Annotated in this window: 21 protein-coding genes; 9 read left to right on the top strand and 12 right to left on the bottom strand. The window is 64.9% G+C overall.

The features are described from left to right. Positions 1–28: 28 nt before the first annotated feature. The gene (locus H6718_34435) at positions 29–1789 is read right to left on the bottom strand and encodes an AMP-binding protein (protein MCB9590559.1); all 1761 of its coding nucleotides are present in this window, start codon (positions 1787–1789) and stop codon (positions 29–31) included. A gap of 327 nt (positions 1790–2116) precedes the next feature. Between H6718_34435 and H6718_34430 the strand changes: the two genes are divergently transcribed. The 3 genes from H6718_34430 (at position 2117) to H6718_34420 (ending at position 4712) form a co-directional block, all read left to right on the top strand. Then, entirely contained in the window at positions 2117–2575 is a 459-nt protein-coding gene (locus H6718_34430; GenBank protein MCB9590558.1) for a hypothetical protein, read from the top strand. Continuing rightward, positions 2568–4055 carry a hypothetical protein gene (locus tag H6718_34425; GenBank protein MCB9590557.1) on the top strand — a complete coding sequence of 496 codons (1488 nt, stop codon included), beginning with the start codon at positions 2568–2570 and terminating at the stop codon, positions 4053–4055. The genes H6718_34430 and H6718_34425 overlap by 8 nt, the downstream gene beginning before the upstream one ends. A gap of 123 nt (positions 4056–4178) precedes the next feature. Beyond that, positions 4179–4712: a FixH family protein gene (locus H6718_34420; GenBank protein ID MCB9590556.1), complete on the top strand. Its 534-nt coding sequence runs from the start codon at positions 4179–4181 to the stop codon at positions 4710–4712. A gap of 60 nt (positions 4713–4772) precedes the next feature. On the opposite strand, the gene H6718_34415 is transcribed toward H6718_34420, so the two are convergent. Beyond that, positions 4773–6026 (bottom strand): protein kinase, encoded by a 1254-nt coding sequence (locus tag H6718_34415; protein MCB9590555.1) that lies wholly within the window; start codon positions 6024–6026, stop codon positions 4773–4775. Positions 6027–6334: 308 nt separating this feature from the next. Here H6718_34415 and H6718_34410 point away from each other — a divergent pair, with 308 nt between their 5' ends. After that, positions 6335–6493, top strand: a complete 159-nt coding sequence (locus H6718_34410; GenBank protein ID MCB9590554.1) for a hypothetical protein — start codon at positions 6335–6337, stop codon at positions 6491–6493. Positions 6494–6644: 151 nt separating this feature from the next. Here H6718_34410 and H6718_34405 read toward each other — a convergent pair whose 3' ends face one another. Together H6718_34405 and H6718_34400 are read right to left on the bottom strand one after the other, a co-directional pair. After that, entirely contained in the window at positions 6645–7019 is a 375-nt protein-coding gene (locus H6718_34405) for a zf-TFIIB domain-containing protein (GenBank protein ID MCB9590553.1), read from the bottom strand. Between the two features lie 138 nt (positions 7020–7157). Continuing rightward, positions 7158–8492: an L-lysine 6-transaminase gene (locus H6718_34400; protein ID MCB9590552.1), complete on the bottom strand. Its 1335-nt coding sequence runs from the start codon at positions 8490–8492 to the stop codon at positions 7158–7160. Between the two features lie 361 nt (positions 8493–8853). On the opposite strand from H6718_34400, the gene H6718_34395 reads away from it, so the two are divergent. Together H6718_34395 and H6718_34390 are read left to right on the top strand one after the other, a co-directional pair. After that, a complete protein-coding gene (locus tag H6718_34395; protein MCB9590551.1) occupies positions 8854–9504 on the top strand; it encodes a hypothetical protein in 651 nt (216 codons plus the stop codon). Between the two features lie 122 nt (positions 9505–9626). Continuing rightward, entirely contained in the window at positions 9627–10544 is a 918-nt protein-coding gene (locus tag H6718_34390) for an SUMF1/EgtB/PvdO family nonheme iron enzyme (GenBank protein MCB9590550.1), read from the top strand. Positions 10545–10674: 130 nt separating this feature from the next. Here the strand turns inward: H6718_34390 and H6718_34385 are convergent, their stop codons facing one another. Next, on the bottom strand, positions 10675–12426 hold the full coding sequence (locus H6718_34385) for a hypothetical protein (protein MCB9590549.1): 1752 nt from the start codon (positions 12424–12426) through the stop codon (positions 10675–10677). A 1092-nt stretch (positions 12427–13518) separates the two neighbouring features. Next, a complete protein-coding gene (locus H6718_34380) occupies positions 13519–14097 on the bottom strand; it encodes a hypothetical protein (GenBank protein MCB9590548.1) in 579 nt (192 codons plus the stop codon). A gap of 72 nt (positions 14098–14169) precedes the next feature. Here H6718_34380 and H6718_34375 point away from each other — a divergent pair, with 72 nt between their 5' ends. Both H6718_34375 and H6718_34370 read left to right on the top strand, forming a co-directional pair. Further along, on the top strand, positions 14170–14883 hold the full coding sequence (locus H6718_34375) for a hypothetical protein (protein ID MCB9590547.1): 714 nt from the start codon (positions 14170–14172) through the stop codon (positions 14881–14883). Positions 14884–14895: 12 nt separating this feature from the next. Further along, positions 14896–15816, top strand: coding sequence for an isoaspartyl peptidase/L-asparaginase (locus tag H6718_34370; protein MCB9590546.1), 921 nt, complete (start codon positions 14896–14898; stop codon positions 15814–15816). Positions 15817–15822: 6 nt separating this feature from the next. On the opposite strand, the gene H6718_34365 is transcribed toward H6718_34370, so the two are convergent. From H6718_34365 to H6718_34355, 3 genes are read right to left on the bottom strand one after another with little or no spacing between them, the layout of a single operon-like run. Next, positions 15823–16290, bottom strand: a complete 468-nt coding sequence (locus H6718_34365; GenBank protein MCB9590545.1) for a hypothetical protein — start codon at positions 16288–16290, stop codon at positions 15823–15825. Positions 16291–16318: 28 nt separating this feature from the next. Further along, positions 16319–16987, bottom strand: a complete 669-nt coding sequence (locus tag H6718_34360) for a hypothetical protein (GenBank protein ID MCB9590544.1) — start codon at positions 16985–16987, stop codon at positions 16319–16321. A gap of 1 nt (position 16988) precedes the next feature. Beyond that, complete coding sequence (locus H6718_34355; GenBank protein ID MCB9590543.1) at positions 16989–17399, bottom strand: hypothetical protein; 411 nt, start codon at positions 17397–17399, stop codon at positions 16989–16991. 183 nt (positions 17400–17582) lie between these two features. Between H6718_34355 and H6718_34350 the strand changes: the two genes are divergently transcribed. Next, positions 17583–18971 carry an MATE family efflux transporter gene (locus H6718_34350; GenBank protein ID MCB9590542.1) on the top strand — a complete coding sequence of 463 codons (1389 nt, stop codon included), beginning with the start codon at positions 17583–17585 and terminating at the stop codon, positions 18969–18971. A 12-nt stretch (positions 18972–18983) separates the two neighbouring features. Here the strand turns inward: H6718_34350 and H6718_34345 are convergent, their stop codons facing one another. The 3 genes from H6718_34345 to H6718_34335 form a co-directional block, all read right to left on the bottom strand. Continuing rightward, a complete protein-coding gene (locus H6718_34345) occupies positions 18984–20207 on the bottom strand; it encodes a hypothetical protein (GenBank protein MCB9590541.1) in 1224 nt (407 codons plus the stop codon). Positions 20208–20345: 138 nt separating this feature from the next. Continuing rightward, positions 20346–21377, bottom strand: a complete 1032-nt coding sequence (locus H6718_34340; GenBank protein MCB9590540.1) for a tetratricopeptide repeat protein — start codon at positions 21375–21377, stop codon at positions 20346–20348. A 30-nt stretch (positions 21378–21407) separates the two neighbouring features. After that, positions 21408–22937: a serine/threonine protein kinase gene (locus H6718_34335; GenBank protein ID MCB9590539.1), complete on the bottom strand. Its 1530-nt coding sequence runs from the start codon at positions 22935–22937 to the stop codon at positions 21408–21410. Positions 22938–23084: the final 147 nt, after the last annotated feature.

Genomic DNA, 23084 nt, shown 5'->3' with positions numbered 1-23084 from the left:
TGAAAGGAGCGCCGCCCCCTCTACGCGATCAGTCGGCGTACATCGCTTCGATTGCGTCGGCGAAGTGCTCGTTGACCTTGTTGCGCTTCACCTTGAGCGTCGGCGTGAGCTCGCCATCTTCGATGGTCAGCTGACGCGGCAACACGGTGAAACGCTTGATGGTCTCCACCTTCGCGACCTGGGTGTTCACGTCATCGATCACTGTCTGCAGATGCTTCCGCACGGCATCGGACTCATGGGCCGCCTTGCCTGAGTCGAGCTGCTTGGCGACATCGGGATCGACAGTGATGAGCGCGCTCAGGAACTTACGCCGATCACCAATCACCACTGCCTCGGTGACCATCGAGTCGTTCTTGATCGCCGATTCGATGTTCTTGGGCGTGATGTTCTTGCCGCCCGCGGTGATGATGATGTCCTTCTTGCGCCCCGTGATGTGCAAGAAGCCTTCACGGTCGATTTCGCCCAGGTCGCCCGAGTGCAGGTAACCGTCGATCAGCGTGGAAGCGGTCGCATCGGCATCCTTGAAGTAGCCGAGGAACACGTTGGGTCCCTTGACCAGGATCTCACCGTCTTCGGCGATCTTCACTTCACAGCCCTTCAGCACCGGCCCAACGCTGCCGAACTTGGCTTGGTTGCGCAGGTTGTAGCTGGTGGGGCCGGTATCCTCACTTTGCCCGTAGACCTCTTGCACGATGATGTCGAGCCCAGCGAAGAACTCCAACACCTCCTTGGAGATCGGCGCGGCACCGCTCACGCATACGCGCGCGCGACCGAGGCCGATAGCCGGCTTCAGCTTGGAGAAGATCAGCTTGTTCGCGAGGTTGTACTGCATGCCGAGCACGCCGCTCGGCGTCTCCCCGCGCATCTTTACGGCGCTCGCTCGCTCACCGACTCCGCGCGCCCACTGCACCAAGCTCTTCTTCACGCCCTTTGCGTCCTTGAGCTTTGCCTCGATTCCCGCGTGGAATTTCTCCCAGATACGCGGGACACCGAAGAACACGGTAGGCTGCACCTCCTTCAAGTTCTCTGGCAGCGCGTCGATGCTCTCGGCGAAGTACACATGGGAGCCCGAGGTGATGGGCGCATGGATGGTGAACATCGACTCGGCGATGTGGCTCAGGGGTAGGTAGCTGACCGAGCAGTCGCTTGGTCGCGTGTCGTTGATCTCCACCGCGACCTTGGAGGTCCAAGCGAGGTTTTCGTGACTCAGCATCACGCCCTTCGGCGGCCCGGTGGTGCCAGACGTATAGATCAGCGTGGCGAGCTGATTCGGCTCGAGCGCGTGCATGGCCGCGAAGAAGTCGTCATCACTGACGGACTCGGCCTTCGCCAGGAATTCCTCCCAGCTGAGCACCATCGGGTCGTCGATCTTGGGAGCACCGCGCATCATTACCGCGTGCTTCAAGAGCGGCATGTTGGCCTTCTCGGCCTCGATCTTCTTCCACTGCTCAAGGTTCTCCAGCAAGACGACTGGGGACTCGGAGTGGTCGACGATGTACCGAACTTCGACGGGCGAGCAGGTCGTGTAGATCCCCGCGGGAGCGCCCCCGATCGCCATTGCAGCGAGATCGAAGATCACCCACTCCGGGCGGTTGAAGCCGAGGATGCTGACCTTGCTGTCCTTGCCGAGGCCTAGCGCCATCAGCGCCTTTCCCGCGGTCTTCACTTGCTCGGCGTAGTCGGCGTAGCTCGTCTTCTTCCAGCTGCCTTCCTCCTTGGCGAAGTAGGCTGGAGCGGCGCCCCGCTTCTTGGCTTGCTCGAATAGGCGCGCAACGATGGTGTCGGTCATGGGCTGAGCTTTCCTCCCTCTCGGTGAACGGTGGTTCGTTCGCGCCTTGCGGGCGCGACTCTGCACGACGCGCCTCCCCCGAGGCCAGCCGGTGACGTGCACCTCAGGGGCGTCCGCCGTGCGTTGCGGAGCATACCTGAAAGCGCTGTAAGCACAGGCCACAAGCGGAGGCGTCCGGCCACCGTCGGCGACGAATTCGTTGCAACGAAGCCTCGTTCCAGCTGGCAGTCAGCAAGGGAAGCGACTCGAGACGGCCTTGACCAGTTGGACCAACGGCCGTACGCCCGAAGGAGCTGGGGCGCGCCGCAGCGAGCCCCCTACTTTGAGATGCGCTTTCGCCTGCTCCGTTTCAGTCGCCCGCTCTACTTTTCGGTGTTTGCGGCGCTGCTCTTGATCGCCACCCAATCGTGCAGCTCGGGCGGCGAAGAGCCGGCGCCCCTCGCCCGCTGCGTGACCTTGGACGAAAACTGCAGCCTGCTCTACCAGCCGGTTTTCAGCGAGATCCACCGCCGCACCTTGGCGACGACCTGCGCCGAGCCTGGCACCTCTTGCCACGCGAGCGAGGGCCGGCGTGGTGGCCTCGCGCTCGAAGACATCGACGAGGCCTACGACTTGCTGTTGGATTCCGAGCGTGCGCGCGTCGTCCCCGGCGACCCCGAGTGCAGTCGGATCATGGTACGCCTCGAGCACACTGGCAGCTCCGTGATGCCTCCGGGCGATCCGCTGCCCGAAAACGAGCGCTGCACTATCGCCACTTGGATCCGCAACGGAGCCCTGCGTGACTAACAACCTCCCTCGCACCGGATTGCTGCTGGCTCTCGGGCTCGCATCACTCAGCGCCGCCAGCTTGAACGGCTGCAGCTCTGATGACCGGGTGGAAAAGAAACTCTCGGTTCAAGAGCTGATGAACCCAGAGACCTGCAAGAGCTGCCACAGCACCCACTACGAAGAGTGGAGCGGCAGCATGCACGCCTACGCCGCAACGGACCCGGTGTTTCGCGCGATGAACAAGCGCGGCCAAGAAGAAACCGACGGCGCCCTCGGCGACTTTTGCGTCGGTTGCCACGCGCCGCTCGCCGTGGCCGTCGGCGCGACCACCGACGGCCTGAACTTGGACGAAGTGCCGGCTGAGCTCCAGGGCGTGAACTGCTTCTTCTGCCACAATACCAAGGCCGTGGAGGGCACTCACAACAACCCTCTGCGCATCGCCTTCGATCAAACGATGCGTGGGCCGATCGGCGACCCGGTAGAGAACTCAGCGCATCACTCGGAGTACAGCGAGTTGCTCGATGGCAACGTCCAGGCGAGCGCGACCGCGTGCGGCAGTTGCCACGACATCGTGGTGCCGTCTCCCCCAGGCGTGGCTGAAGTCGCCCTCGAGCGCACCTTCGCCGAGTGGCAAGAGAGCCTGTTCAGCGACGAACCTGAGAAGGGCGGTCTCAGCTGCGCGAGCTGCCACATGCCAGGGCGCACGGGGATCGCTGCCGACACCAAGAATGTGAAGACCCGTCGGGTGCACGCCCATACGTTTCCTGCGGTGGATGTCGCGCTCACGGACTTTCCCCATATGGACGAACAGCGCGAGCTGATTCAGCGTGAGCTGAACGACACCTTGCGCGCGGAGATCTGCGTCGCCCAGCTGGTCGACGGGGCGGTGATGGAGGTCACCCTCGAGAACGTCAGCGCGGGGCATCGTTTCCCCACGGGAGCGAGTCAAGATCGCCGGGTGTGGGTCGAAGTGCGCGCGTTCAGCGCCGATACACCAGTCTACGAGAGTGGCGTGGTTGACGATCAAACCGCGGTGAGCGACCTGAGCGATCCCGATCTATGGCAGCTCAGGGACTTCGCCTACGGCCTGCAGGGCCAGCCTGTTCACATGTTCTGGGACATCGCAAAGCTCGAGAGCACGACCATCCCAGGTCCCCTCACCTTCGACCGCTCGAGCCCCGACTACTTCGCCACCCACGTGAAGCGTCGCTACCCCGGTGCCGACTCCACCCCGAACCAGCTGAGCGTGATGCCGGATCGCGTCAGCGTGCGAGTTCGGCTGCGACCCATGGGGTTCGATGTGCTGGATGACTTGATCGCCAGCGGCCACTTGGATTCCGCGCTGAAACAGCGCATGCCGACCTTCGACATCACGAGCGACGGCGTGAACACCGTGGAGTGGACGCTAGAAGCCAGCGACGATCCGCTGCGCGGCAGCAAACGCGAGCTGGCCGGTGTGCTCGCGCGCTGTGTAACCAGCGTACCTCAGCAGAATTAGCGGCCTTTTCCCGCGCACGGTGAGCGCCGCTCCGCCTGTGCGACGAAAAACCCCAGGCAAACGACCGGAAAAAGCCCCGAGTGGAGTAACCCCGTACCCCGATTCAGCGTAGGGTTATCTGCCATGGCTCCCTCGATCTCAGGCGCTCTCACTCGTCACCCCGGCCGACAGCGTTTCTCACGTAGCCTGCGCTTGCTCGTCCCCCTCGCCACCTCGGCGCTGCTGCTGGGCGCTTGCAGCAGCGATTCCGACGACCCAAGTGGCAGCGGGGGCACGGGCAACAGCGAGTTCAGCTGCAAGCACGCCACGGACACCTACAGCGTGGGTCTGTCCAAGATGAGCTCGAAGGCGATGTTCGAGGTGATGCTGATGGATGCCGACCCAGCGCCCCCGGCCAAGCTAGCCAACACCTGGATGGTCCACGTGAAGGACGCCAGCGGAAATAACGTTTCAGGCGCAACGCTGAGCGTGAATCCGAACATGCCCGACCACGGGCACGGCAGCACGCAGACCACGGTCGTCACCGATATGGGCGACGGCATGTACCAGCTCACCCCCGTCTACATGCAAATGGCCGGGTACTGGGCAGTCCCGATCACCGTGACGATGGGCGCTGACACCGACACCGCCCAGTTCGATTTCTGCATCGCGCCCTGACGCTTGTCGGTCTGGGAAGCGCCTGTCCGCCTCCGCAGGCACCGAGCGATCCCCACGGAATCACTCGAGACGGGGCGTCAGCGGCGCGACCTCTTCTGTCTCGGGAGTACGCGGCGTCGCGGGAGCCGCGTCGGACTGACTTCCGAGCGGCGCGCGCGCGGCATAGGCGTCAGACAGCCCTGGGTCAGAGAGTGAGGGGTCGCGGGGAGTTGGCGGCGGGAGCTCCCGGGGTGTCCTGGGTGCGGGCTCCGGGGGGCGCCAGGTATGACCCCGACCGCTGGTTGCCTCATCAGTCGCTAGAGGGTCGCTCTCGTCCGTGCGTGGCGTCGGGGGCCCGGCGCTGTGAGGGCCGGACGGCGCCTGCGTCTCCGCGGGCAAGTGGACGGCAGGCATACTGCGCTGCGTGAGGCCACTCTGGCGCAGGGCTGGTCGCTGTGAGAGCGGTCCCGCGTCCTCGTCCGCTGCAGGCTCCGGGGGTGGCATGAGTCCGCTTTGCACTGGGCCGCGCCACGCATCCAGCTTCCTGAGCTCATCCCAAACTTGCGCGGGAGTATTGAAGCGATATTGCTCGTGGCGCCGCAAGAGCACGCTGATCACGCTGCCCAGTGGCGAACCAAGCGCTTCCGCGCGGCGACGCGGAACGCCTTCACGGATTTGGCGAATCACCTCGTCGTAGCCTGCCTCGAGGTCGAGGGGCGGCTGACCGGTGTACATGCCGAACATCAAGAGACCGAGCTGGTAGAGGTCACTCTGAGCGGTCGAGTAGCCTCCGAGCGCCACCTCGGGCGCCATGATGCGATTGTTCACGATCGGCGGCCGCACCCCGGAGCGACCGTAGAGATCCTGAGCGATGCCAAAATCGCTGAACTTCGGCACTGGCTCCTTGCCGTGCACGATCAGGATATTTCCCGCATGGATATCGTTATGCACGATCTCGTGGTCGATCAGGTACTGCATCGCGAACAACAGCTGGCGAGTCAGCTGAATCACGAGCTTGTCCGTCAGCGGCTGCCCCAGCATGTCTTCCAGGCTGTGGTCACAGCGCTCGAGCACGAGGTAGAACAGCCCCTCTCGCTCGAAGTAATCGTGCACGTACACGATGTTCGGGTGTCGCAGCTGCCACAGGCGTCGCGCCTCCTCGAGCCACTCCCGACGCACCTGAGCGTAGGGGCGGTTCGCCGGCATCATCACCTTCAGCGCGAACGGCTGGTCGAACGGCCCGTGACAGTCGAACACCGCCCCGAAGTGCCCGCCGCCAATGTGTGCGCGCACCTCGTAGCCCCACCCGCGGGGGGAGCGCACGACTTGACCCACCTCGGGGAAACTGGGGGCGTGTGAGACACCGACCACGGTCCCCGCAGTCTAGTGCGCGACTCCCTCTCGGCGCATGCGGGATCCGCTCTGTGGCTGCCTTCCCTCGGGACGGCTCCAAACTCCCCGAAGGGGCCAGATGCTGGGTTTCAACGGAGAGCTTGCGCGAGCCCCGCCTGTTGGCTATGAGAACGACCCCTTTCGCGCCCAGGTTGGTTGCGAAGCATCAGCCTTACGGTTTTTTGGGGGTGAGGAGCCTCGTCGCTGACCGAGCGGCACCTGCTCACCTCCTGCAGTTAGGAAGTCTCTACATGGCAAAGCTCTGGAACATCCGCCTCCGTCACGAGTGGCTCACCCACGGTCTCAAGGGCAAGCGTCTCAAGAAGCGCAAGCGTGAGCGCATCGGCCTCGAGGAGGCCCTGCAGCGCAAGGCGCCGAAGTCCGAGCCCGCAGCTCAGACCGAAGGCTGAGCCAAGCGACTCGCGAAATCGCGCGCTGCAGGAGCGCGTCCCTGGCCGACCTGAGTTCTTCAGGCCGGCCTTTTGTGCTTTGTACCGAGTACCGCAAGCAGAAAAGCTGCGCCGCACCAAACACGGCCCCCGCAAACACCGCCCGGCCCCGTCACATACGGGGTTTGGCGAACAGCCGCTTGAAGAAGTCGCTGATGGTGTGCTGCTTCAAATCGCGGAACTCACCTGCGTCGAAGAACGAACCACCACACGCCGAACATTGCTCGAACCAGATGTGAGGCTGACCGGGGTCCACCATGCGCAGCATCTGAGTCGTGCAGCGGGGGCATTTGATACGGTCGTTGGTGTTGTGCTGCTTGCCGAGCTGGGCGTTGCCGCTGTCGATCGTCTCAGCGCCTTTGGCACGCAGCAACGCGTCGAGCTCGAGGGCGTCGAACCAAATCCCGGCGCACGCTTCACAGCGATCCACCGTGACACCGGCATACTCGACCTCAATCAGCTCTGAACGACACTTGGGACAGTCCACGTTGCTCCTCAACAAGGAAAGGCAGCTCGCCCCGATTGGCAAGGTGTTTTCAAAGCCCTGCTGGTGCGAGCTGCCGAGCATAACCCGTGGGCCGAGCCGAGCCACAGGATCCGACCGCCAGACTTCGGGCGGTCAGCGCTATACGGCCAGCACCGTGGAGATCGCGTGCTCCAGGCGTTTCACGCCGTCGGCGATGACCTCCTGCTTGACCGTCAGCGTTGGACGGAAGCGGACCGTGCGCTGTCCGCAAGGCAACACGACCATGCCGTCTTCGAACGCGGCGCGGATCACCTTGTGCCGAGTTTCAGTGTCGGGGAGATCAATCGCGCACATCAGCCCTCGGCCGCGGGCATTCGTGATGCGACCGGAGAAACGACTCTGAATCGCCTCCAGCCCGCTCAATAGCTCCGCGCCCCGCTGCTGCACGTTCTCCAAGACCTTGTCCTCTTCCATGATCTCGAGGATCCGCGTGCAGCGCACCATGTCTACGAGGGATGCGCCCCAGGTGCTGTTGATGCGCGACGACTTCTTGAACACATGCTGCTCGACGTCGTCGATGCGCTTGCTGACGAAGATCCCGCCGACCTGCATCTTCTTGGCGAAGCACACGATGTCGGGCACCACGCCGAACTGCTGGAAAGCCCACCAGCTGCCGGTGAGTCCGAGCCCGGTCTGCACTTCGTCGAAGATCAGCAGCGCTTCGTGTTCGTCAGCCAGCTCGCGGAGCGCCTTGAGGAATTCCACACGGAAGTGGTTATCGCCGCCCTCGGCTTGAATGGGCTCAATCAAGATCGCCGCGATGTCGTCGCCACGTTCCGCGAAGTACTGCCGCGCTTGCGCCAGCGCGCGCTGCTCGGCGGCCTCCGTCTCTGCGAGGTTCTGTGCGTCGAGAGGGAAGCGAATTGCCGGGTTTTCGATGCGGGGCCAGTCGAACTGCGGGAAGTACTGGGTCTTGACCGGGTCCGTATTCGTGACGCTCAGCGTGTAACCAGAGCGTCCGTGGAACGCGTGCCGCAGGTGCATGATCTGCTTGCCCAGCTCGCCCTTCCCGCGCGCTAGGTTCTTGCGCACCTTCCAGTCGAAGGCCGTCTTCATCGCGTTCTCCACGGCGAGTGCGCCGCCGTCGACGAAGAAGTAATACGGCAGCTCCGCCGGCGCGGCGGTGCGCTCGAGCGTCGCCACGAACTCCGCCATGAATGACGTGTAGTAGTCTGCGTTACTGACCTTCGTGACGGCGGCGCGGGTCAACCGATCACGAATTAGCTCGTCACTCATCCCAGGGTGATTCAGACCAATCGGGTTCGACGCGAAGAAGCTGAAGAAGTCGAGGTACTCCTTGCCAGTACGAGCGTCGCGCACGATGGAGCCCTTGCTGTGCTCCAGGTCCACGACCATCGGATAACCGTCGACCAGCATGTGGCGACGCAGCGTGTCGTGGACCTCGGTGGGAGAGACGGTGAGTTGCTTGTACACGGTAGGGGCCTCCGAGTTCGAACCTCAGGTCAGGGGTCCGACAGTTAGTGCAGTGTTGATTGTTCACGCCTCTCAGCCGCGAACTGAGTCGAACGACTGCGAGATGGCCTCGAAGCACACTCCAGTCGGTGACGGAGCGAACCTCACCCCAGGCTCGTCAGTTGCCTCGAAAAGGCCTGATTCGTCGAGCTGCGCCGGTGGTGGCGCGTTGGGCGACCGCCGCAGCGTGCGGCGCTCGGGAGAGGCGCTGGGACTGATTGCTCGTTCGCGCCGCGAAGAGCGCAAATGACGCGCAAGGGCGCGAGCATTCGAAACAATCCTCGCCGGTTGCGAGGAGACTGTGCCTTATACTCCCCCGACGATGGCTGACAAGTTGGCGATGTTCGGGGCTGCAACTGGATACCTAAAACGTCACCCAGCGGAGTTGATGCGCGTTGCGAAGAACGCGGTCGCGCTCCGCTTCGGGTTGCCCCTCGACGCACTGCGCTGGCTTGCGGGCCAGGCCAAGGGGCCGAAGGCACCCAAGGACGTGAGCGTGGAGGCCGTACCCCCAGGGATCCGCGTTGCCGCCACCATCACCGAGATGGGCGCGACAGTGCGCGCAGGCGCGGTGATCTTCATCGACCGAGTGAGCTTGAACGAAGCCGAGCTGCGCTTCGAAATCCGCCTGGACGACGTCACCGCCAAGGTGCTCGACGACAACGGCGCCTCGCCGGTCGCAACCCTGCTCAAGAGCGGGGCGCTGGACCTGAGCAAGCCCGGAAACCTCGCGGCGTTCATGCCGAAACGGCCGGCGATGTTGGTCGAGGCGCAGGACGATCGCATCGTGCTCGATTTCATGAAGCACCCCGCGATCGACAAGAGCGCCAAGCTGAAGGCGATGGTCGCCGCGCTCACCGCCTTGGGCTCGGTGAAATCCATCGAGACCGACTGGGATCACTTGGACCTCGCGATGTCGGCGTTTCCGCGCGGCTTCAATGAGGCGCTCGCATCCATCCGCCGCGTGCTCTGAGGGCGCGGCGGGGCGCTGGGGGGAAACGAGTCTTGCTTGCAGCGGCTGAGCTGGCCGAGGGGCGCGGCCCTACAGGAGGGCAGCGAGGCGTTCGCGGCCTAGCTCGCCTCCTGCTGTGGCCCGTGCTGCTGGGCTCCGCTGCTGGGGCCTGCAAAGACCCTGCGCCGCGCTCCGAGCTCACGCCTCCCCCCAAAGCCAGCAAGGCGCCCCCCGTCGTTGCTGGCCCAGCGCCGATGTGCACCTTCGAACCGGTCAGCGAGATCGAAGCCGAGACCCAGGCAGCCAGCGAGTTGTGCTTCACGCCGCTCGTCAGCGTCGAACCAGCTGCAGACGCCGACGGTGGCACCGCCCAACCCGAAGGGCCCGATGGAGACGAGCTGAACCCGGCTTGTCCGCCTGAGATGGTGCTCGTCGAAGGCGAGTACTGCCCAAAGGTCAAGCAGGTCTGCAAGCGCTACCTCGACTCCGGCTTCCTCTCCCACCATCGCTGCGCAGAGTTCGACGAGCACCCCGTGTGTCAGTCGAAGGAAAAGCAGTACATGCGCTTCTGCATCGACCGCGACGAGTACGTCGCGCCGACGCCGCCCGGCAAGGAAGCCGACGATTTGCCCCTGGTCGATCAATCGTGGGTGATGGCGCGAGAGATCTGCTCGAACCTCGGCAAGCGCCTGTGCTTCGAGGCCGAATGGGAGTTCGCCTGCGAGGGCGAGGAGATGCTCCCGTATCCCTACGGATTCAAGCGAAACAGCAAGATCTGCAACTTCGACCAGACCGACCTGGAGTACAAGGGCAAGCTCCGCGACCTGCGCAAGCGTGCTCCAGACCTACCGGAGTGCGTCAGCCCCTTCGGAGTGCGAAACATGGTCGGCAACGTCGACGAGTGGACGCACCGCGATGGGCGCCAGCACCCTTGGCGCGCGGCGCTCCGAGGCGGCTGGTGGTTAGCCGGTCGCAACAATTGCCGCGCGGCAACCACGGGGCACGACGAGTACTACCACGGCGCACAGACCGGCTTTCGGTGCTGCGGGGCTGCGCGCTGAGTCGTTGTTGGACCTGGTAGCCTCCCCCCAAAAAGAAGAAGGGAGGCGCCTCCCCCCACACGGCGTGGCGACAAAAGCCGAGAGGGCGATCCCTACGGAACCGCCCTCCAGGTTTCCTAAGCGCGATGCCTCAGGAGCCGTGAGCTGGCATCGGCGTGGGGCTGCCATCGCGCGGAGGCGACTTCGGCTCTGGTTTGCCGGCGATCCACGCCTTGAGGCGCGCCATGCTCGGCGGGCGACTGACCGCGAACATGGCCAAGATGCCGATCACGAAGAACAGCCATGACTGGGCCGTGTACTTGTCATCGACGAAGTAATACGAGTCCAGCAGGAGCTGGCTCGCCCCGCTGCCGATCATCATCATCACACCGACCCCGGGTCTTATGCGGGAGAGCACCGTGGCGATGAGGAACATGGAGAAGTAATAGCAAGTCAGATCCGTCAGGGTCATGACGAGCACCAGCCCCATCGGCAGCCCAATCCAGAGCAAGCGGGTGCGGCGCATCGCCCACACGCCCCACAGCGCGATGGTGAGCGCGATCGCGTAACGAAGCGGCTTGGTCTTCTTGTCCCGCTCGTGGCGCCCGTCCTTCCAAGGCTGGAAGGGATCATCGAGGCTGTTGTCGCGAGTAAACCGCATCCGCCCATCCCAGCTGTGGGTGAGCATGGTCTTCACGCCCATGTGGTTCGTAAGGCCCGTACCGGTGTGCAGCGTGATGTGCTTCCAGAACGCCTTGTAAGAGTCGAAGCCCCCGGACACCTTCGCGGAGACAGGCACCAGCACGGCGACGCACAGTGCCGCACCCGCGATGAGCCGAGTGTGCTCACGGAAGAAGCGGGTCTGGCGGTAGCGCTCCCACCCGGCTTTCAAGTTGCCGGCCTTGAAGACCATGGACAAGAAGGTGGTCAGGATCACGACCCCGTAGCCCCAGAACAGGCCAGCGGGGAACACGCGTATCAAGCCAGACCAGGCGAGAGCCCAGCCCGCCAGCATGAATTTTCGTTTCCGCGCGAGACAGATGGACGCGACGAGGAAGAAGATCCAGTCCTGTCTGAGGAACGCGCCTCCCGTCCAGTAGAAGTTGGCAGGCGCATTACACCCCCAGAAGACGGTGGCCACCATCATGGTGCGCCAGCCGAATGCCCAGTAGATGAGCAGGACTATTCCAAGGTGCAGCACCACGTCGATGGCAGCGAGCTTCTTGAAGAAGCCGTCGTCTGCCACGCCCAAGTTGGAGAAGAACTTCCCCTCCATGGTCCAGACCGGCGGCGGGTTGTAGCCGTGGTCTTTCAGCATGCTCTTCCAATAGTCCCCGCCATTGGCTGAGTTGCGGAACCACAAGACGTCCTTCTTGAACGCCTCCCAGTCCTTGGTGCTGAAGTGGTCCTTACAATGCCCCGGGTTCTTCAACACCTCGGTGTCGGCGACGGGCTTGATCAGGTTGTGATGGGCGAGATCGCGGATCTCGCGGTTCGGCATTTCCGCACCGAAACCCAGCTCCACCTCAGCCACCGCGGAGCACTCGTAGAGGCGTCCGTACCCGAGCTCCTCGAAGTACTTGGAGCCGAGGTAGTAGTGGTAGAACTCGTGGCGGTGGTAGTACTCGCTGTAGCGGGTGTTGGGGTTCCCGAAGTCGAAGTACGCGCCAAAGGCCAGCACGGTAAACAGCACCGCCAGGCCCTTCATCATCGACTGACTCACCGGCTGCCGCAGCTTGCGGGCCCGGATTTCGTACATCAGCAGCACCGCGCCGCCGAAAGTCAGCAGGTAGCGCACCGCGCGCATCACGCCGGTCCAGACGTCCTTCTGGAAGACCGGAGCGGTCCACATCGACGTATCGGCGAGCAAGTGGGTGTTCAAGAAAGCAAGCAAGGCGTGCATAACCGTCGTTTCTCGTTCATCGAGGAGGCGCCACGCAGGCGCTCGAGCCTCGCGCTGTAAAAGCGCAGCCCCGCAGGGCGCCCGGGACGCTAATCCATGGAGCGCCAAAGGCCCACCCTCGTGGCACCCTCAGACCGTTCGTTTTTGCGGCGATAGTTGCTCACGGCGGCGGGAGCGCCACTTGAGCTGCCTGGCCGCTTTCTTGGGGGGAGCGGCGCGGCGAACAGCGACTGAGAGCGCGCGCACGGACCGCTTGTGAGAGCGGCAGCCACAAAATTAGAAACGGGCCGGGTGGGACTGTGCCCACCCGACCCGCCGTAGGCCCCGTCTCCGACGGGCTTACCGCGTGGCCTGAGTCCACCAAGCTGCGACGCTCAATGGCCCAAACTCAGCGTGGTGATCGCAATCGATTCAGCACTGCTTCTAGTCTCCCGTAGGCGAGCCCAGCCCGCACACGGCCGCGAGGTTGCCCTCGCTGGTAGAGACCACCTCCCACGAACCCTTCAGACTGACGAAACCCAGGAAAACCAAGGCGCCGCGCAAATGAAGTCAGCTCAAGTGAGAGATTGGAACAAGTCCAAAGCAGCAGCAGCTAGGAGCGATCTGCCTCCTGGTTAGGGGTGTCACTACTCTGCATGTCTTTGCTTCCCTCCTCTGGCCAATGCCAGACACCTCAGCCTGAGCGAGAGCTGCCTCATCGCCCGGGTTCCGGTCGGTTTGAGCGAGAACCAAGCAGCGTACCGCGCTGGCGCGGCGCGCACTGAATCGCGCAAGCCGCCTTCCGTCCCCGTTGAGGTGTTTCCGAAACAACCGGGATCTCACTGCACGAACGCGCGAGGGCGTGACTGAGCGACCGTACGAACAGCGCAGAGCGCTGCTGGACGGACTCCAGCTCCCCCGGGGGCGCCGTGTGGCTTGATCCACACCCCCGTGCAAGTACAGGGGTTCTCCCCTGCCGGAACATTCCGGGAGTTGCCTCCATTCCTGCACGTTGGTTCAGACTTAGCACCCTCTCAAGCGCTTGCCAAGTCTGCAACGCGCCAGGCTTTTGCAGGAGGCCTATTGTTTCACGCCCGACATCAAAGCGGCGGGTCAGTTTTCGGCGGGGGCTTCGGTGCGGCTGGCGGTCATCTGGTAGGTGATCTCGCAGGGCAGCGTGTAGAAGCCGCCCTCGACGCCGATTGCCTCGGTGCAGTCCGAGCCTGCGCCAGGCACGAAGCCGTAGCTCAATTTCCCTGAGAAACCGAGCACCTCGTCGCTGCTATCCAGAGCTCCACTGGCGCGATCCGTGCGCACGACGGCGCAGCCTGGTGTCCCACGATTCGGCTCGATCAACTGCACCTGAGCTGAGCTGTCGAAGGAGAAAGTGAGCCCATCCGAGGCCAGGCTGCCGTCCACCGGCTCCTCGCCGTTTAGCCAGTAAATCGCGTTGTCTTCCCGAGACATGCGGACGTCGAACTCCCAGACGTCTTGGCTGCCAAGCGCTCCCGGCCCGCAGCTGCTGTCCTGGAGGCGCGCCACGATGTGAAAGGTGCCCAGGTCCTCGCCGGGGATGGTCGCGTCGCCCTCCCCGAAGTCGCACCCGGCAGAACCCGTGAGCAGCAGCAATCCGAAGGCCCCCAGCACTACAGCGGAGAGACTCGAGCCGAACTTCTTGAATCGATTGAGCATTGTGTTGTGTCCTCGGAGAGCAGCCCGCACTTCCGTAACAGCTGGTGCTCCGGCCGGACAAAAACTTCGTCCATGTTGAATCCTCACGGCAAAACCCAGCTCGCTCGCACGCTGCTCTTCGGAGCAGCCCTGTACGCGCTTGCCGGAGGTTTGACCTGGGCGACGGACGAAGTGGGAGCAAGCTGGGGTCAGCGCGCGGCGCGTATCGGTGCACTCGGCCCGCTGCTCGCCGGGATCGCCACTTGGCTCAGTGGTCAGCTCAGCCGCTTGCGTGGGGAGGCACGGGCGCTGCTGGCTCTGGGCGTCTCGCCGTCACGACTTGAACGTGGAGCAGTGGCTGGAGGCTGGATCTTGGCTGCGCTCGGGTTGGTACTTGCGCTGGGTCCCTGGGCGACTCAGGCGAGCCTGTTCCCGGCGTTCGAATCCGGGCGGAACTGGCAAGTGCTTACCGGCGGAACGCTCGTCGATCCGTTGGGCGCAAGATTCGATCCCCGCCTCGGCTTGACTCCGGGTCCCGTCATCGCGCCGGCACCCGGCGTCTCGTATTGGACCGCGAGCGTCGGTCTTTTGTTGCCGCTGGTGCTGGCGGTTCCGCCCTGGGTGGTGGACCTCAGACCATCAGCGCGGCGGCTTACCCTCGCAGCGGCAGCGCTCTTGGCGAGCGTCGCCGGCGCGTTGTGGTTGCTCCACGGGGTAGCCGCGAGTCGCCTGCCCTGGCCACTGCTCCTGCTCACGCCGCTGCCCCTGGGCATCGAGTATCGCCTGCGCAACTGGCGCGCGGCGTGATACACGCGGCCCATGAACGACTTGGCGCTGACGAGCTGGGCGAGTCCAGGCCCTGCCAGCTGGAGCATCCTGGTGCATGGCGGCGCGGGCGACGTCCCCGAGGCCAAGCGCCCGGCGCACGCCGCGGGTTGTAAAGCTGCGGTCGACCGCGCGCGCAAGCTCCTCGAGGCGGGAGGCAACGCGCTCGATGCAGCCGCCGAGGCGGTCGTGGCGCTGGAAGATGACCCTTGTTTCAACGCCGGAACAGGAGCCTCGCTCAATCTGGATGGCGCACCAGAACTCGACGCCTCGATCATGTGTGGCGAGTCGCTGCGCGCCGGAGCCGTGTGCGCCCTGGTTGGCTTCAAGAACCCCGTCCTGGTCGCGCGGGCGGCGCTCGAGCGCGGCGAGCACGTGTTGTATGCGGCGGAGGGCGCTCGGCGCTTTGCGCTGGCGAACGATTTCAGTGAGATCCCAGCGGAGCAGCTGGTCACGGAGGCCGCCCGGGTCAAGCTCCAGGCGGCCCTCGCCGCTGGCCACGCCAAGAACTGGGCGGGAGGCACCGTAGGTGCGGTGGTGCGCGATAGCGCGGGACACCTCGCAGCTGCCACCAGCACAGGCGGTACCGCAGGGAAATACCCCGGGCGGGTCGGCGACAGCCCCATCGTTGGCGCCGGTAGCTACGCCGACGACGCCCTCGGCGGATGCTCTGCCACGGGCTATGGCGAGGGGATCCTCAAGGCCGTCGCCAGCTACCGCGCGAGCGCACTTGCCAGCGCTCAAGGGCCTCGCGTCGCCGCGGATGCGCTGGTGGCAGAGCTCGCGTCGCGCTGGCAGGCGCCCGCTGGCTTGATCGTGATCGGCCACGACGGTCGCCTCGCCTGGTCTCGCAGCACCACGACGATGAGCTGGGCCGCTGCATGGGCGGGCGCGGAGACCGAAAGCGGCTTCTAGCCGAGGCTACTCTTCGGAGTTTTCGGCGAGCTCTGCCGGGGCTTCCTCGGTTTCGACGGCGCGAGCGCTGATTTTCCGTGTGCTCAGCTCGTGCACTGCCCGCTCCCCCAGCGTGTGCGCGAGGCGTGTCACTAGATCCGGCACCTCGGCGATCAGGTTCGCCCAGGTGCTCCCCGCGTCGCCGTCCACGGTGAGCAAGTGGGCGTGGCCGTCTTTCCCTACGGCAATAGCGGCGATGGGGTCGAGCTCTACGGCGCCACCAGCGCCTTGCCCTCCAGTGTCACCATCCAGCTTGCCGCCGTGTGCACCAGCGCGCGCCGTGCCAGCGCCAAAAGCAACTTTGAGCCGGTGCACGGGGATCACCGTCGCGTCGCCCGCCTGCTGAGGTTCCCCTACGATGGTTTCGCTCTTGGACAGCGTTCCCATGCCATCCAGCAAGCTGCTGACGATATTTCCTAGCTTTTGCTTCGACATCGTTCCCCTGACTGATGTGACGACCAGGCTACCCCTCAGCACGCTCGGTGTCGATCTCTTCGGCTTCCCGGCGCTTGATGAGCTTGATGTGACGCACCCCGAACCACAGCGCATCGAACATCAGGAGCAGGGGCCACACCCGCGCTTCGAGCGACAAATCCAGCGCTGCGCGGTCTTCGCTCTCCCAGCTCACGTCTTGAGTGACCAGGAGCGGCGGCGGCAGCACCCCACTGAGCACGTAGAGGGCGGCCATGAGCTTGCCCGTCGTCGCAACGTCCGCGAACGAATACTGCACGTGCGCCTGAGCCAGCTGCACCCGCACCCGGCGTCGCTCCTCCAAGGCGAAGCTGACCAGTGCGTCGGGGTCAAACCAGCGTTCGAGCCGTGAGTAGCCGCTGGTGACGCTCTCCAACCGCTCCTCGAGGCTACGCTCATCGGGTTCTGACTGCTGCTTGTCAGAGTCGCCCAGGCTGCGCTGCCACACGGTGCGACCAAAGAGGTGTGCCTGGGCGCGCGGCTGCACGCCGCGAGCCGCCGCTGCGCTGAGCGCCACAGGGCCGAATCGCCCGCCGCCACCCAGCACCCAAGTGCCATCTGGCGCGCCTCGCCCCTGAATCGACAGCTCGAGCCGCCAGGGTACGAAGCTCCACAGCACGAAGCCAAGCACCAACCCAGCGGCGACCAGCAGCCAGATCACATCACTCGTCGTCGGACTCGCCAGCGGTCAGCGCCTTGGCGGCGCCTCCCAGCAGCGCCGCGCTTTCTCCGCGCGGCAATATCTCGAGTCCGCGGCGCACCACGGCCTTCTTGCCGCGCTTCAGCGCCAACATATGGGGCACACCGTCTTGTCCCACGACGACGAACGCTTTTGGTTCCACGGTCAGGGCGCCACCTACGCCGCCGCCCTCGATCCCCGCGTCGCCTTTCAGCGCGTCGCGCTTGGCTTTGCCATCCAGGCCAACGATCGCGGCGCCGAAGCCGATGCTCACCTTGGAGAGCGGCAGCACCTTGGCGTCCCCCGCATCGCGGACCTGACCCACCACCGCGTCGCTCTTCGCCACTCGACTCACCTCAGCCAGCAGCCCCTTGACCAAGTCGTCGAGTTCCATGGGGTGCATCCCACCACGCCTGCACTCCCTCGTCAAAGTGGGGCGACAAAAGGCGGTGAGCGCCACGGGGTTTCGATCCGGGATCAGGCGTGCCATATCAGGGCTCCGCCGCTCCTCGGCTTGCAGGGCTCGCCTGTCCCCAAAGTTCGCTGCAGCGCTACCGCAGCACCCTTGACGTCCCGTATGTCAGTCGCAGAGCCCAAGCCGTCGGCCTCCCCCCCAAACCCGACTTCAACGCCGCCTGGAGCTGCCGCGAACCCTAGGCTGCGTACGATTCTGGCGTTGGCACTGCCCATCGTCGGCGGGATGGTGTCCCAGAACCTGCTGAACTTGGTGGACACCTTCATGGTGGGGCGGCTTGGAGACGCCGCGCTGGCGGGCGTCGGGCTGGCGTCCTTCACGAACTTCCTGACGCTCGCGCTGATCACTGGCCTGTCTTCCGGCGTGCAGGCCATCAGCGCGCGCCGCCTGGGTGAGGGCAAACGCGAACAGACCGCGCTGAGCTTGAACGGCGGGCTGTTGCTCGCGCTGGGCCTTGGGGCGCCGCTCACGCTGCTCGTGTACTTCGGCGCCTCGACCCTGTTCCCGCTGCTGGTGGACCAGCAGCCAGTGGTCGACGTTGGGGTTGGCTACTGGCAGATGCGATCCCTGTCTATTGTTGCCGTAGGGATCAATTTCGCCTTCCGCGGCTTCTGGAATGGCGTGGGCGAGTCCTGGCGCTACTTCGTGACCTTGCTGGTCATGCACGTGGCCAACGTGGTGATCAGCTACGCGCTGATCTTCGGTGTGTGGGGCATGCCGAAGATGGGTGCCGACGGTGCAGGCCTCGGTAGCAGCATCGCGACGTACATCGGAACGCTGGTGTACTTCGTTCAAGCGTTTTCCCGGGCGCGCCCCCTGGGCTTCCTCAAGGGGCTGCCGAGCCGAGAGGTGCTCGCAAACTTGCTGCGCTTGAGCACCCCTGCCGGGGTTCAGCAGCTGTTCTTTGCTGGGGGGATGACCGCCTTCTTCACCATCGTGGGCCGTGTGGGCACGCGAGAACTCGCCGTGAGCCAGGTGCTGGTGAACTTGCTGCTGCTCGCCGTGTTGCCCGGCATGGGGTTTGGGCTGGCCGCCGGTTCCCTCGTGGGGCAGGCGCTTGGGCGCGGGAGTGGCGACGACGCGCGGAGCTGGGGCTGGGACGTGGCGAAGCTGGCAGTTTGCGTGATCGCCGTGCTGGTGATCCCTGGGCTCTTGTTCCCACGCTTTTTACTGGCGCCTTTCCTCACGGATCAGGAGACGTTGGCACTGGGAGTGACTCCGCTACGCCTGATCTGCGTCGGCCTGCCCATCGACACCCTCGGCCTGGTGCTGATGCACGGCTTGATCGGGGCCGGCGACGCGAAACGCACGATGCTCGTCTCGGTCGCTACCCAGTGGCTCCTGGCGATCCCCCTCGCCTACCTGCTCGGGCCGGTGTTCGGCTTTGGGTTGATCGCTCTCTGGCTCTGCTACATGTCGAGCCGCCTGCTGAACAGCGCCGTGTTCACCGCGATGTGGCAGCGCAGCGGCTGGACGGAGATACGGGTCTAGTCAACCGGCTCCTCACGGAAAGTACTTCAGCTGCAGCACGAAGTTACGCTCGCCGTCAGGCGTGGCTGGGATATTGAAACAGCTGTCCCCGATTTCATTCGCCAGCTCCGACGGGCCATACGAGCCGCACTGTCCGTCCGCAGTAAACTCGAAGCGCTGAAAGTTGTCCGTGAAGGAGCCTCCCCCAGAGGAGCAGAAGCCAAAGTTGGTGAAGGTGTCGTCGAACGCGAACTGAGTGCCGCGAATATCTGCGACGCCGCTACCAACGACACCGGCCCCGGTGTTGGAGTGGCAAGAGGTTATTGTGGCGTACGGTGTGACGGGTGACGCGGTGTCCGAGCTAGCGAAGGTAGGATCCTCGATGCCCACCTTGAGGGTGGCCAGATCCACGCGGATCTTGGTGTAGGTGACCACCTGGGTTGGCGCAGGTGTATTGCTGTAGTCGTTCGTGAAGGTATTGGGGTTGATCAGCGTGAGGTACTCGAGCGGAGTCCCAGCCATGTCGTTGCAGAAGATCTGCGCGGGCTTCTGCGGGTCGTTCCCGACGAACAGCTGGTGCTCGCCGTCTCCCGCAGCAGGGTTCAGCGCCTTGAGCGCAGCGCAGCTGCCAGGGTAAACACATGCCAGCGTCCCTGAGGCGTCCTGGCAGAAGCCACCGGTGACGCAGGCTCCGACCGTGCACGCGACCTCGCAGGTGCCGTTCCTGTCGTGGTCCTGGAAGCCACTCTTGCAAGCCTCGCAGGTGGCACCCTCGTAGTTCGACTCGCACACGCACACGGGCGTCGAAGTGGTGTCGCAGCTGCCATGCGCGCCACAAGGCGGAGAACAAGTCGCTGCGCCGCCGGTGCCGCCGACTCCTGCCGCGCCGCTTGCCCCAGCAGCGCCGCTGCTTCCCGCGCTACCTCCAGAGGATCCAGCTGCGCCGCCTGAACTGCCCCCAGAGCCCGCACTGCCCGCAACGCCCCCGGCTGCGCCGGTGCCGGAGTTCCCTGCTGTGGCAGTGCCGCCGGTTCCGCCGACGGTCGTACCGCCGGCGCCGGCCCCACCAGCGCCCGCTCCTCCAGCGCCGCTCCCGCCATCCGCGCCAACCCCTGACGTTCCCCCTTGGGACGCGCTACCTGAGCTCCCAGCCGCGCCTCCAGTCGCCGCCTCGCCCTTCGGTGATGGCCCCGCACAGGCAACGCTGGAAAGGCCGATCAGGACCGACGTCAGGGACCCATAGGTCCTTCGCTTCATGTTCATTTCATTCTTCCTTTCCTTGCGGCAATAATCTGAAGAAGCACCTCGGGCGCCGGATGGAGCTCCGCCTGGCGAGTCCACGCTCACCCCTCGCGCGTCCCAGGAGCCGCGCGCGCCCCGGCCAATAACCAGTGGTTAGAAGGTTCCGTTCACTCCCAGGAAGCCCGACCGCTGGTCGGCGGCGACACTCGGCTGCAGCGTGGCCTGCCCGTCGTCAGAGCTCCAGGTGAGCCCAACCACGAACACGCCTGCGCCGACGAGGCCGGCGACACCGAGCCCCCAGCCGAGGGCATAACCGCGCTTCTCTCGCGAGAAGTCCGCGTCGGCGTCATACCCCGTCGGGCATTTATTCCTCGAGGAACCACACTGCGCGTCCAGGTCCGAGCCCGCGCTGCTGGCGTCGAGGAAGAAGAACGTCGCCGCCCCCAGCAGCACGACGCCCGTCCCTCCCGCGACCCACGCCCAGGTGGGCGGTCCCCCGGCCTGCGGCCCCGCGTCGCCGGCGACGTCACTCGACACCACGGGCACAACGGGCTCCGGCTCTGGCTTGCTCGCTACCGGGGCTGGCGCAGTGTTCGCCGGTTCCTCTGGCACTTCTTCGAGCAAGGGCACGGCGATCACCGTGGGCGGTGAAGCGCCGACGATCTCGAACTCGTGGACCCAAGTGCGGCGCCCCGGCGCGGAAGCTTCGATCACGTGATGACCTGGGTCGACAGCAAAGGCCACACCGAGGGACCCGGCGACGACCACTTTCCCATCCAAGGTCACCTTCAGGTCGACTCCACCTTGCAGCTGCTGAGCGTCGATGCGGAGCTTGGTGAGCTGGGACTCGAGCTTGCGCGCCAGCTCCGTCGCCTTCGCGGCGTGCTTGTCTCTGCCCTCGGAGCGAGCCATCGCGGCCGCCTCCTTGTACTGCGCCCAGGCCGTCGCGGTGCGCCCGAGGTGCTCGTAGCAGTTGGCCAAGACGATCAACGTTCCGCTCTTTTTCTCGAGCTTTTGGCTGGCCTCCAGGGTCTGACATGCCTTCTCGAAGTCGCCGTCCTGCATCATGGTCAGCGCCTGCTGAAACATCGACTCAGCCACCGGGTCCACCGCCTTCGCGGTTCCACCCCACAACCCAGCGGCTGACAACGTGGCCAAAGAGAGGGCGAACAACTGACTTCTCATGCCTGACTCCATTTCTGCACGGTAATCATACTAGCGATCATCCACCGGAGGGACGTAGCCGGTGCTGGTTGGTTTCGAGGTGGGCTTCGGTCTCGGCGCCGCGTGTGGCGGCCTCTGGACGGCAGCTTCCACCGCCGCGGCAGCGGTGCTGGACGCGCCGGGCTTGTTGGTTGCAGGCTCGCTGGCGGCGGCTTCAGCGGCGCTCGCCACGGCCGGGGCTTCCGCCGGAGCTTCCGTCGGAGCTGTCGCCGTCGAAGGCGTTGGAGGCGCCGTGGCTGGCGGCTCCGCCGGGAGCTCGACGGTCGATCCCAAGAGCGCGGCTCCGCTGGCGGCCGTGTCCGTGGACGTCGCTTCCGTGGACTGACTGAGCGCCCTCACCCCCAACCAAGCGAACAGGGCAAGCATCGCCAAGCCACCGACTACCGGCAGCCGCCAGCGTGCCCGCTGACCGCCCAAGGTGTGCGACACCGCGTTCTGCGTCACCTGACTGGTTGGCGTGGGACTACCCGGCGACGCGTCGGCGCTGATGAACGACCCGCTGCCCCGCGCGGGCGAGAGCGACCCTTTGTAGTTCCCGCCGTCGGCGTGCTTCTTTTCGCGCTGGGGTGACGCCTCGACCACCGTGAGCGCAGGATCCGGCGGAGGCAGCGTATCTGCCGTGGCCATCCCAAAGGCGTCCTTTAGCGCTGCAATGCAGCGGCCGGCGCTCTCGAAGCGCTCCACAGGGTTCAGCGCCGTTGCCTTGTGGAACCAACGATCGAAGGCTGCCGGCAGCGTCACCTCGCGACGCCGCAGGGCTCGCTCCGTCGGCAGCTCTGGGTTTCCACGTAGCATCGCGAACAGGAGCTGCATCGCGTTCTCCGCGGTATTTTCCTCCTCGATCCAGTAAGCTTCGCCGACCAGCACCGTGTAGGCGATGTGCGCCAGCGCGTAGACGTCTGTGCGAGGCGAAATCGGGTCGTCGCCGCTCGCCTGCTCGGGTGCGATGTAGAGCGGAGTACCGATGATGCCCTTGGTGACGTTGGTGGCCGATGCCTTCTCGTCGAGCACCTTGGCGATGCCGAAGTCGAGCACCTTGACCCGCGGGCTACCGTCATCGCGCCGCGTGACGAACAGATTCTCCGGTTTGAGATCGCGATGAACCACCTCGGCCGAGTGCGCGCGGTCGAGAGCCATCGCAGCTTGTTCAAGCAAGGTGAGCGCCAGCTCCGGCTGCAAGACGCCATGTCGACTGAGGCCCTGCGCCAGCTCCTCGCCTTCGAGCAGCTCCATGACGATGAACGGGCAATTCGTGGCTTCTTCAACGCCAGCGTCGATGATCTCGACGATGTGGTCGCTCTTGATCTTGGCGACGATGCGGGCTTCCCGCTCGAAGCGCCTGCGCGCACCATCGTCTTCGGCGATCGCCTCCGCCATCACCTTCAGCGCGCGTCGCTGCCCCGTGCGAAGCTGCTTGGCTTCGTAGACGTGACCCATTCCGCCGCGGCCGATCAGACGCACGACCTCGTAGCGGTTCTGAAATACGGTCCCTGGCTTCAGCTGACTTGGCGGTGTCGTCATGGCGGTCCGTTCGAGCGCGCGCTTGCTCGCGCCCCTGGGGCCAATGCCCGAACCTGAGGCTAAGGCAGCAACACACCCCCACCGATATCAGCCCGATATCAGCCAGCCGACATGGGTCGGCGCCTCCGTCATTTGACCGAGCCGACT

This window comes from Polyangiaceae bacterium (assembly GCA_020633205.1).
In the GTDB taxonomy this organism is placed as follows: domain Bacteria; phylum Myxococcota_A; class Polyangia; order Polyangiales; family Polyangiaceae; genus JAHBVY01.
The sequence above is the reverse complement of the archived record's forward strand: the minus strand, read 5'-3'. Positions and strand labels throughout refer to the sequence as shown.

Excerpts from the sequence above, each read along its gene's own strand:
- H6718_34340 (MCB9590540.1), bottom strand. The coding sequence starts at position 21,377 with ATGAGAAGTCAGTTGTTCGCCCTCTCTTTGGCCACGTTGTCAGCCGCT.
- H6718_34375 (MCB9590547.1), top strand. The coding sequence starts at position 14,170 with ATGTTGAATCCTCACGGCAAAACCCAGCTCGCTCGCACGCTGCTCTTC.
- H6718_34350 (MCB9590542.1), top strand. The coding sequence starts at position 17,583 with ATGTCAGTCGCAGAGCCCAAGCCGTCGGCCTCCCCCCCAAACCCGACT.
- H6718_34380 (MCB9590548.1), bottom strand. The coding sequence starts at position 14,097 with ATGCTCAATCGATTCAAGAAGTTCGGCTCGAGTCTCTCCGCTGTAGTG.
- H6718_34395 (MCB9590551.1), top strand. The coding sequence starts at position 8,854 with ATGGCTGACAAGTTGGCGATGTTCGGGGCTGCAACTGGATACCTAAAA.
- H6718_34355 (MCB9590543.1), bottom strand. The coding sequence starts at position 17,399 with ATGGAACTCGACGACTTGGTCAAGGGGCTGCTGGCTGAGGTGAGTCGA.
- H6718_34370 (MCB9590546.1), top strand. The coding sequence starts at position 14,896 with ATGAACGACTTGGCGCTGACGAGCTGGGCGAGTCCAGGCCCTGCCAGC.
- H6718_34365 (MCB9590545.1), bottom strand. The coding sequence starts at position 16,290 with ATGTCGAAGCAAAAGCTAGGAAATATCGTCAGCAGCTTGCTGGATGGC.
- H6718_34435 (MCB9590559.1), bottom strand. The coding sequence starts at position 1,789 with ATGACCGACACCATCGTTGCGCGCCTATTCGAGCAAGCCAAGAAGCGG.
- H6718_34420 (MCB9590556.1), top strand. The coding sequence starts at position 4,179 with ATGGCTCCCTCGATCTCAGGCGCTCTCACTCGTCACCCCGGCCGACAG.
- H6718_34430 (MCB9590558.1), top strand. The coding sequence starts at position 2,117 with ATGCGCTTTCGCCTGCTCCGTTTCAGTCGCCCGCTCTACTTTTCGGTG.
- H6718_34385 (MCB9590549.1), bottom strand. The coding sequence starts at position 12,426 with ATGCACGCCTTGCTTGCTTTCTTGAACACCCACTTGCTCGCCGATACG.
- H6718_34335 (MCB9590539.1), bottom strand. The coding sequence starts at position 22,937 with ATGACGACACCGCCAAGTCAGCTGAAGCCAGGGACCGTATTTCAGAAC.
- H6718_34410 (MCB9590554.1), top strand. The coding sequence starts at position 6,335 with ATGGCAAAGCTCTGGAACATCCGCCTCCGTCACGAGTGGCTCACCCAC.
- H6718_34345 (MCB9590541.1), bottom strand. The coding sequence starts at position 20,207 with ATGAAGCGAAGGACCTATGGGTCCCTGACGTCGGTCCTGATCGGCCTT.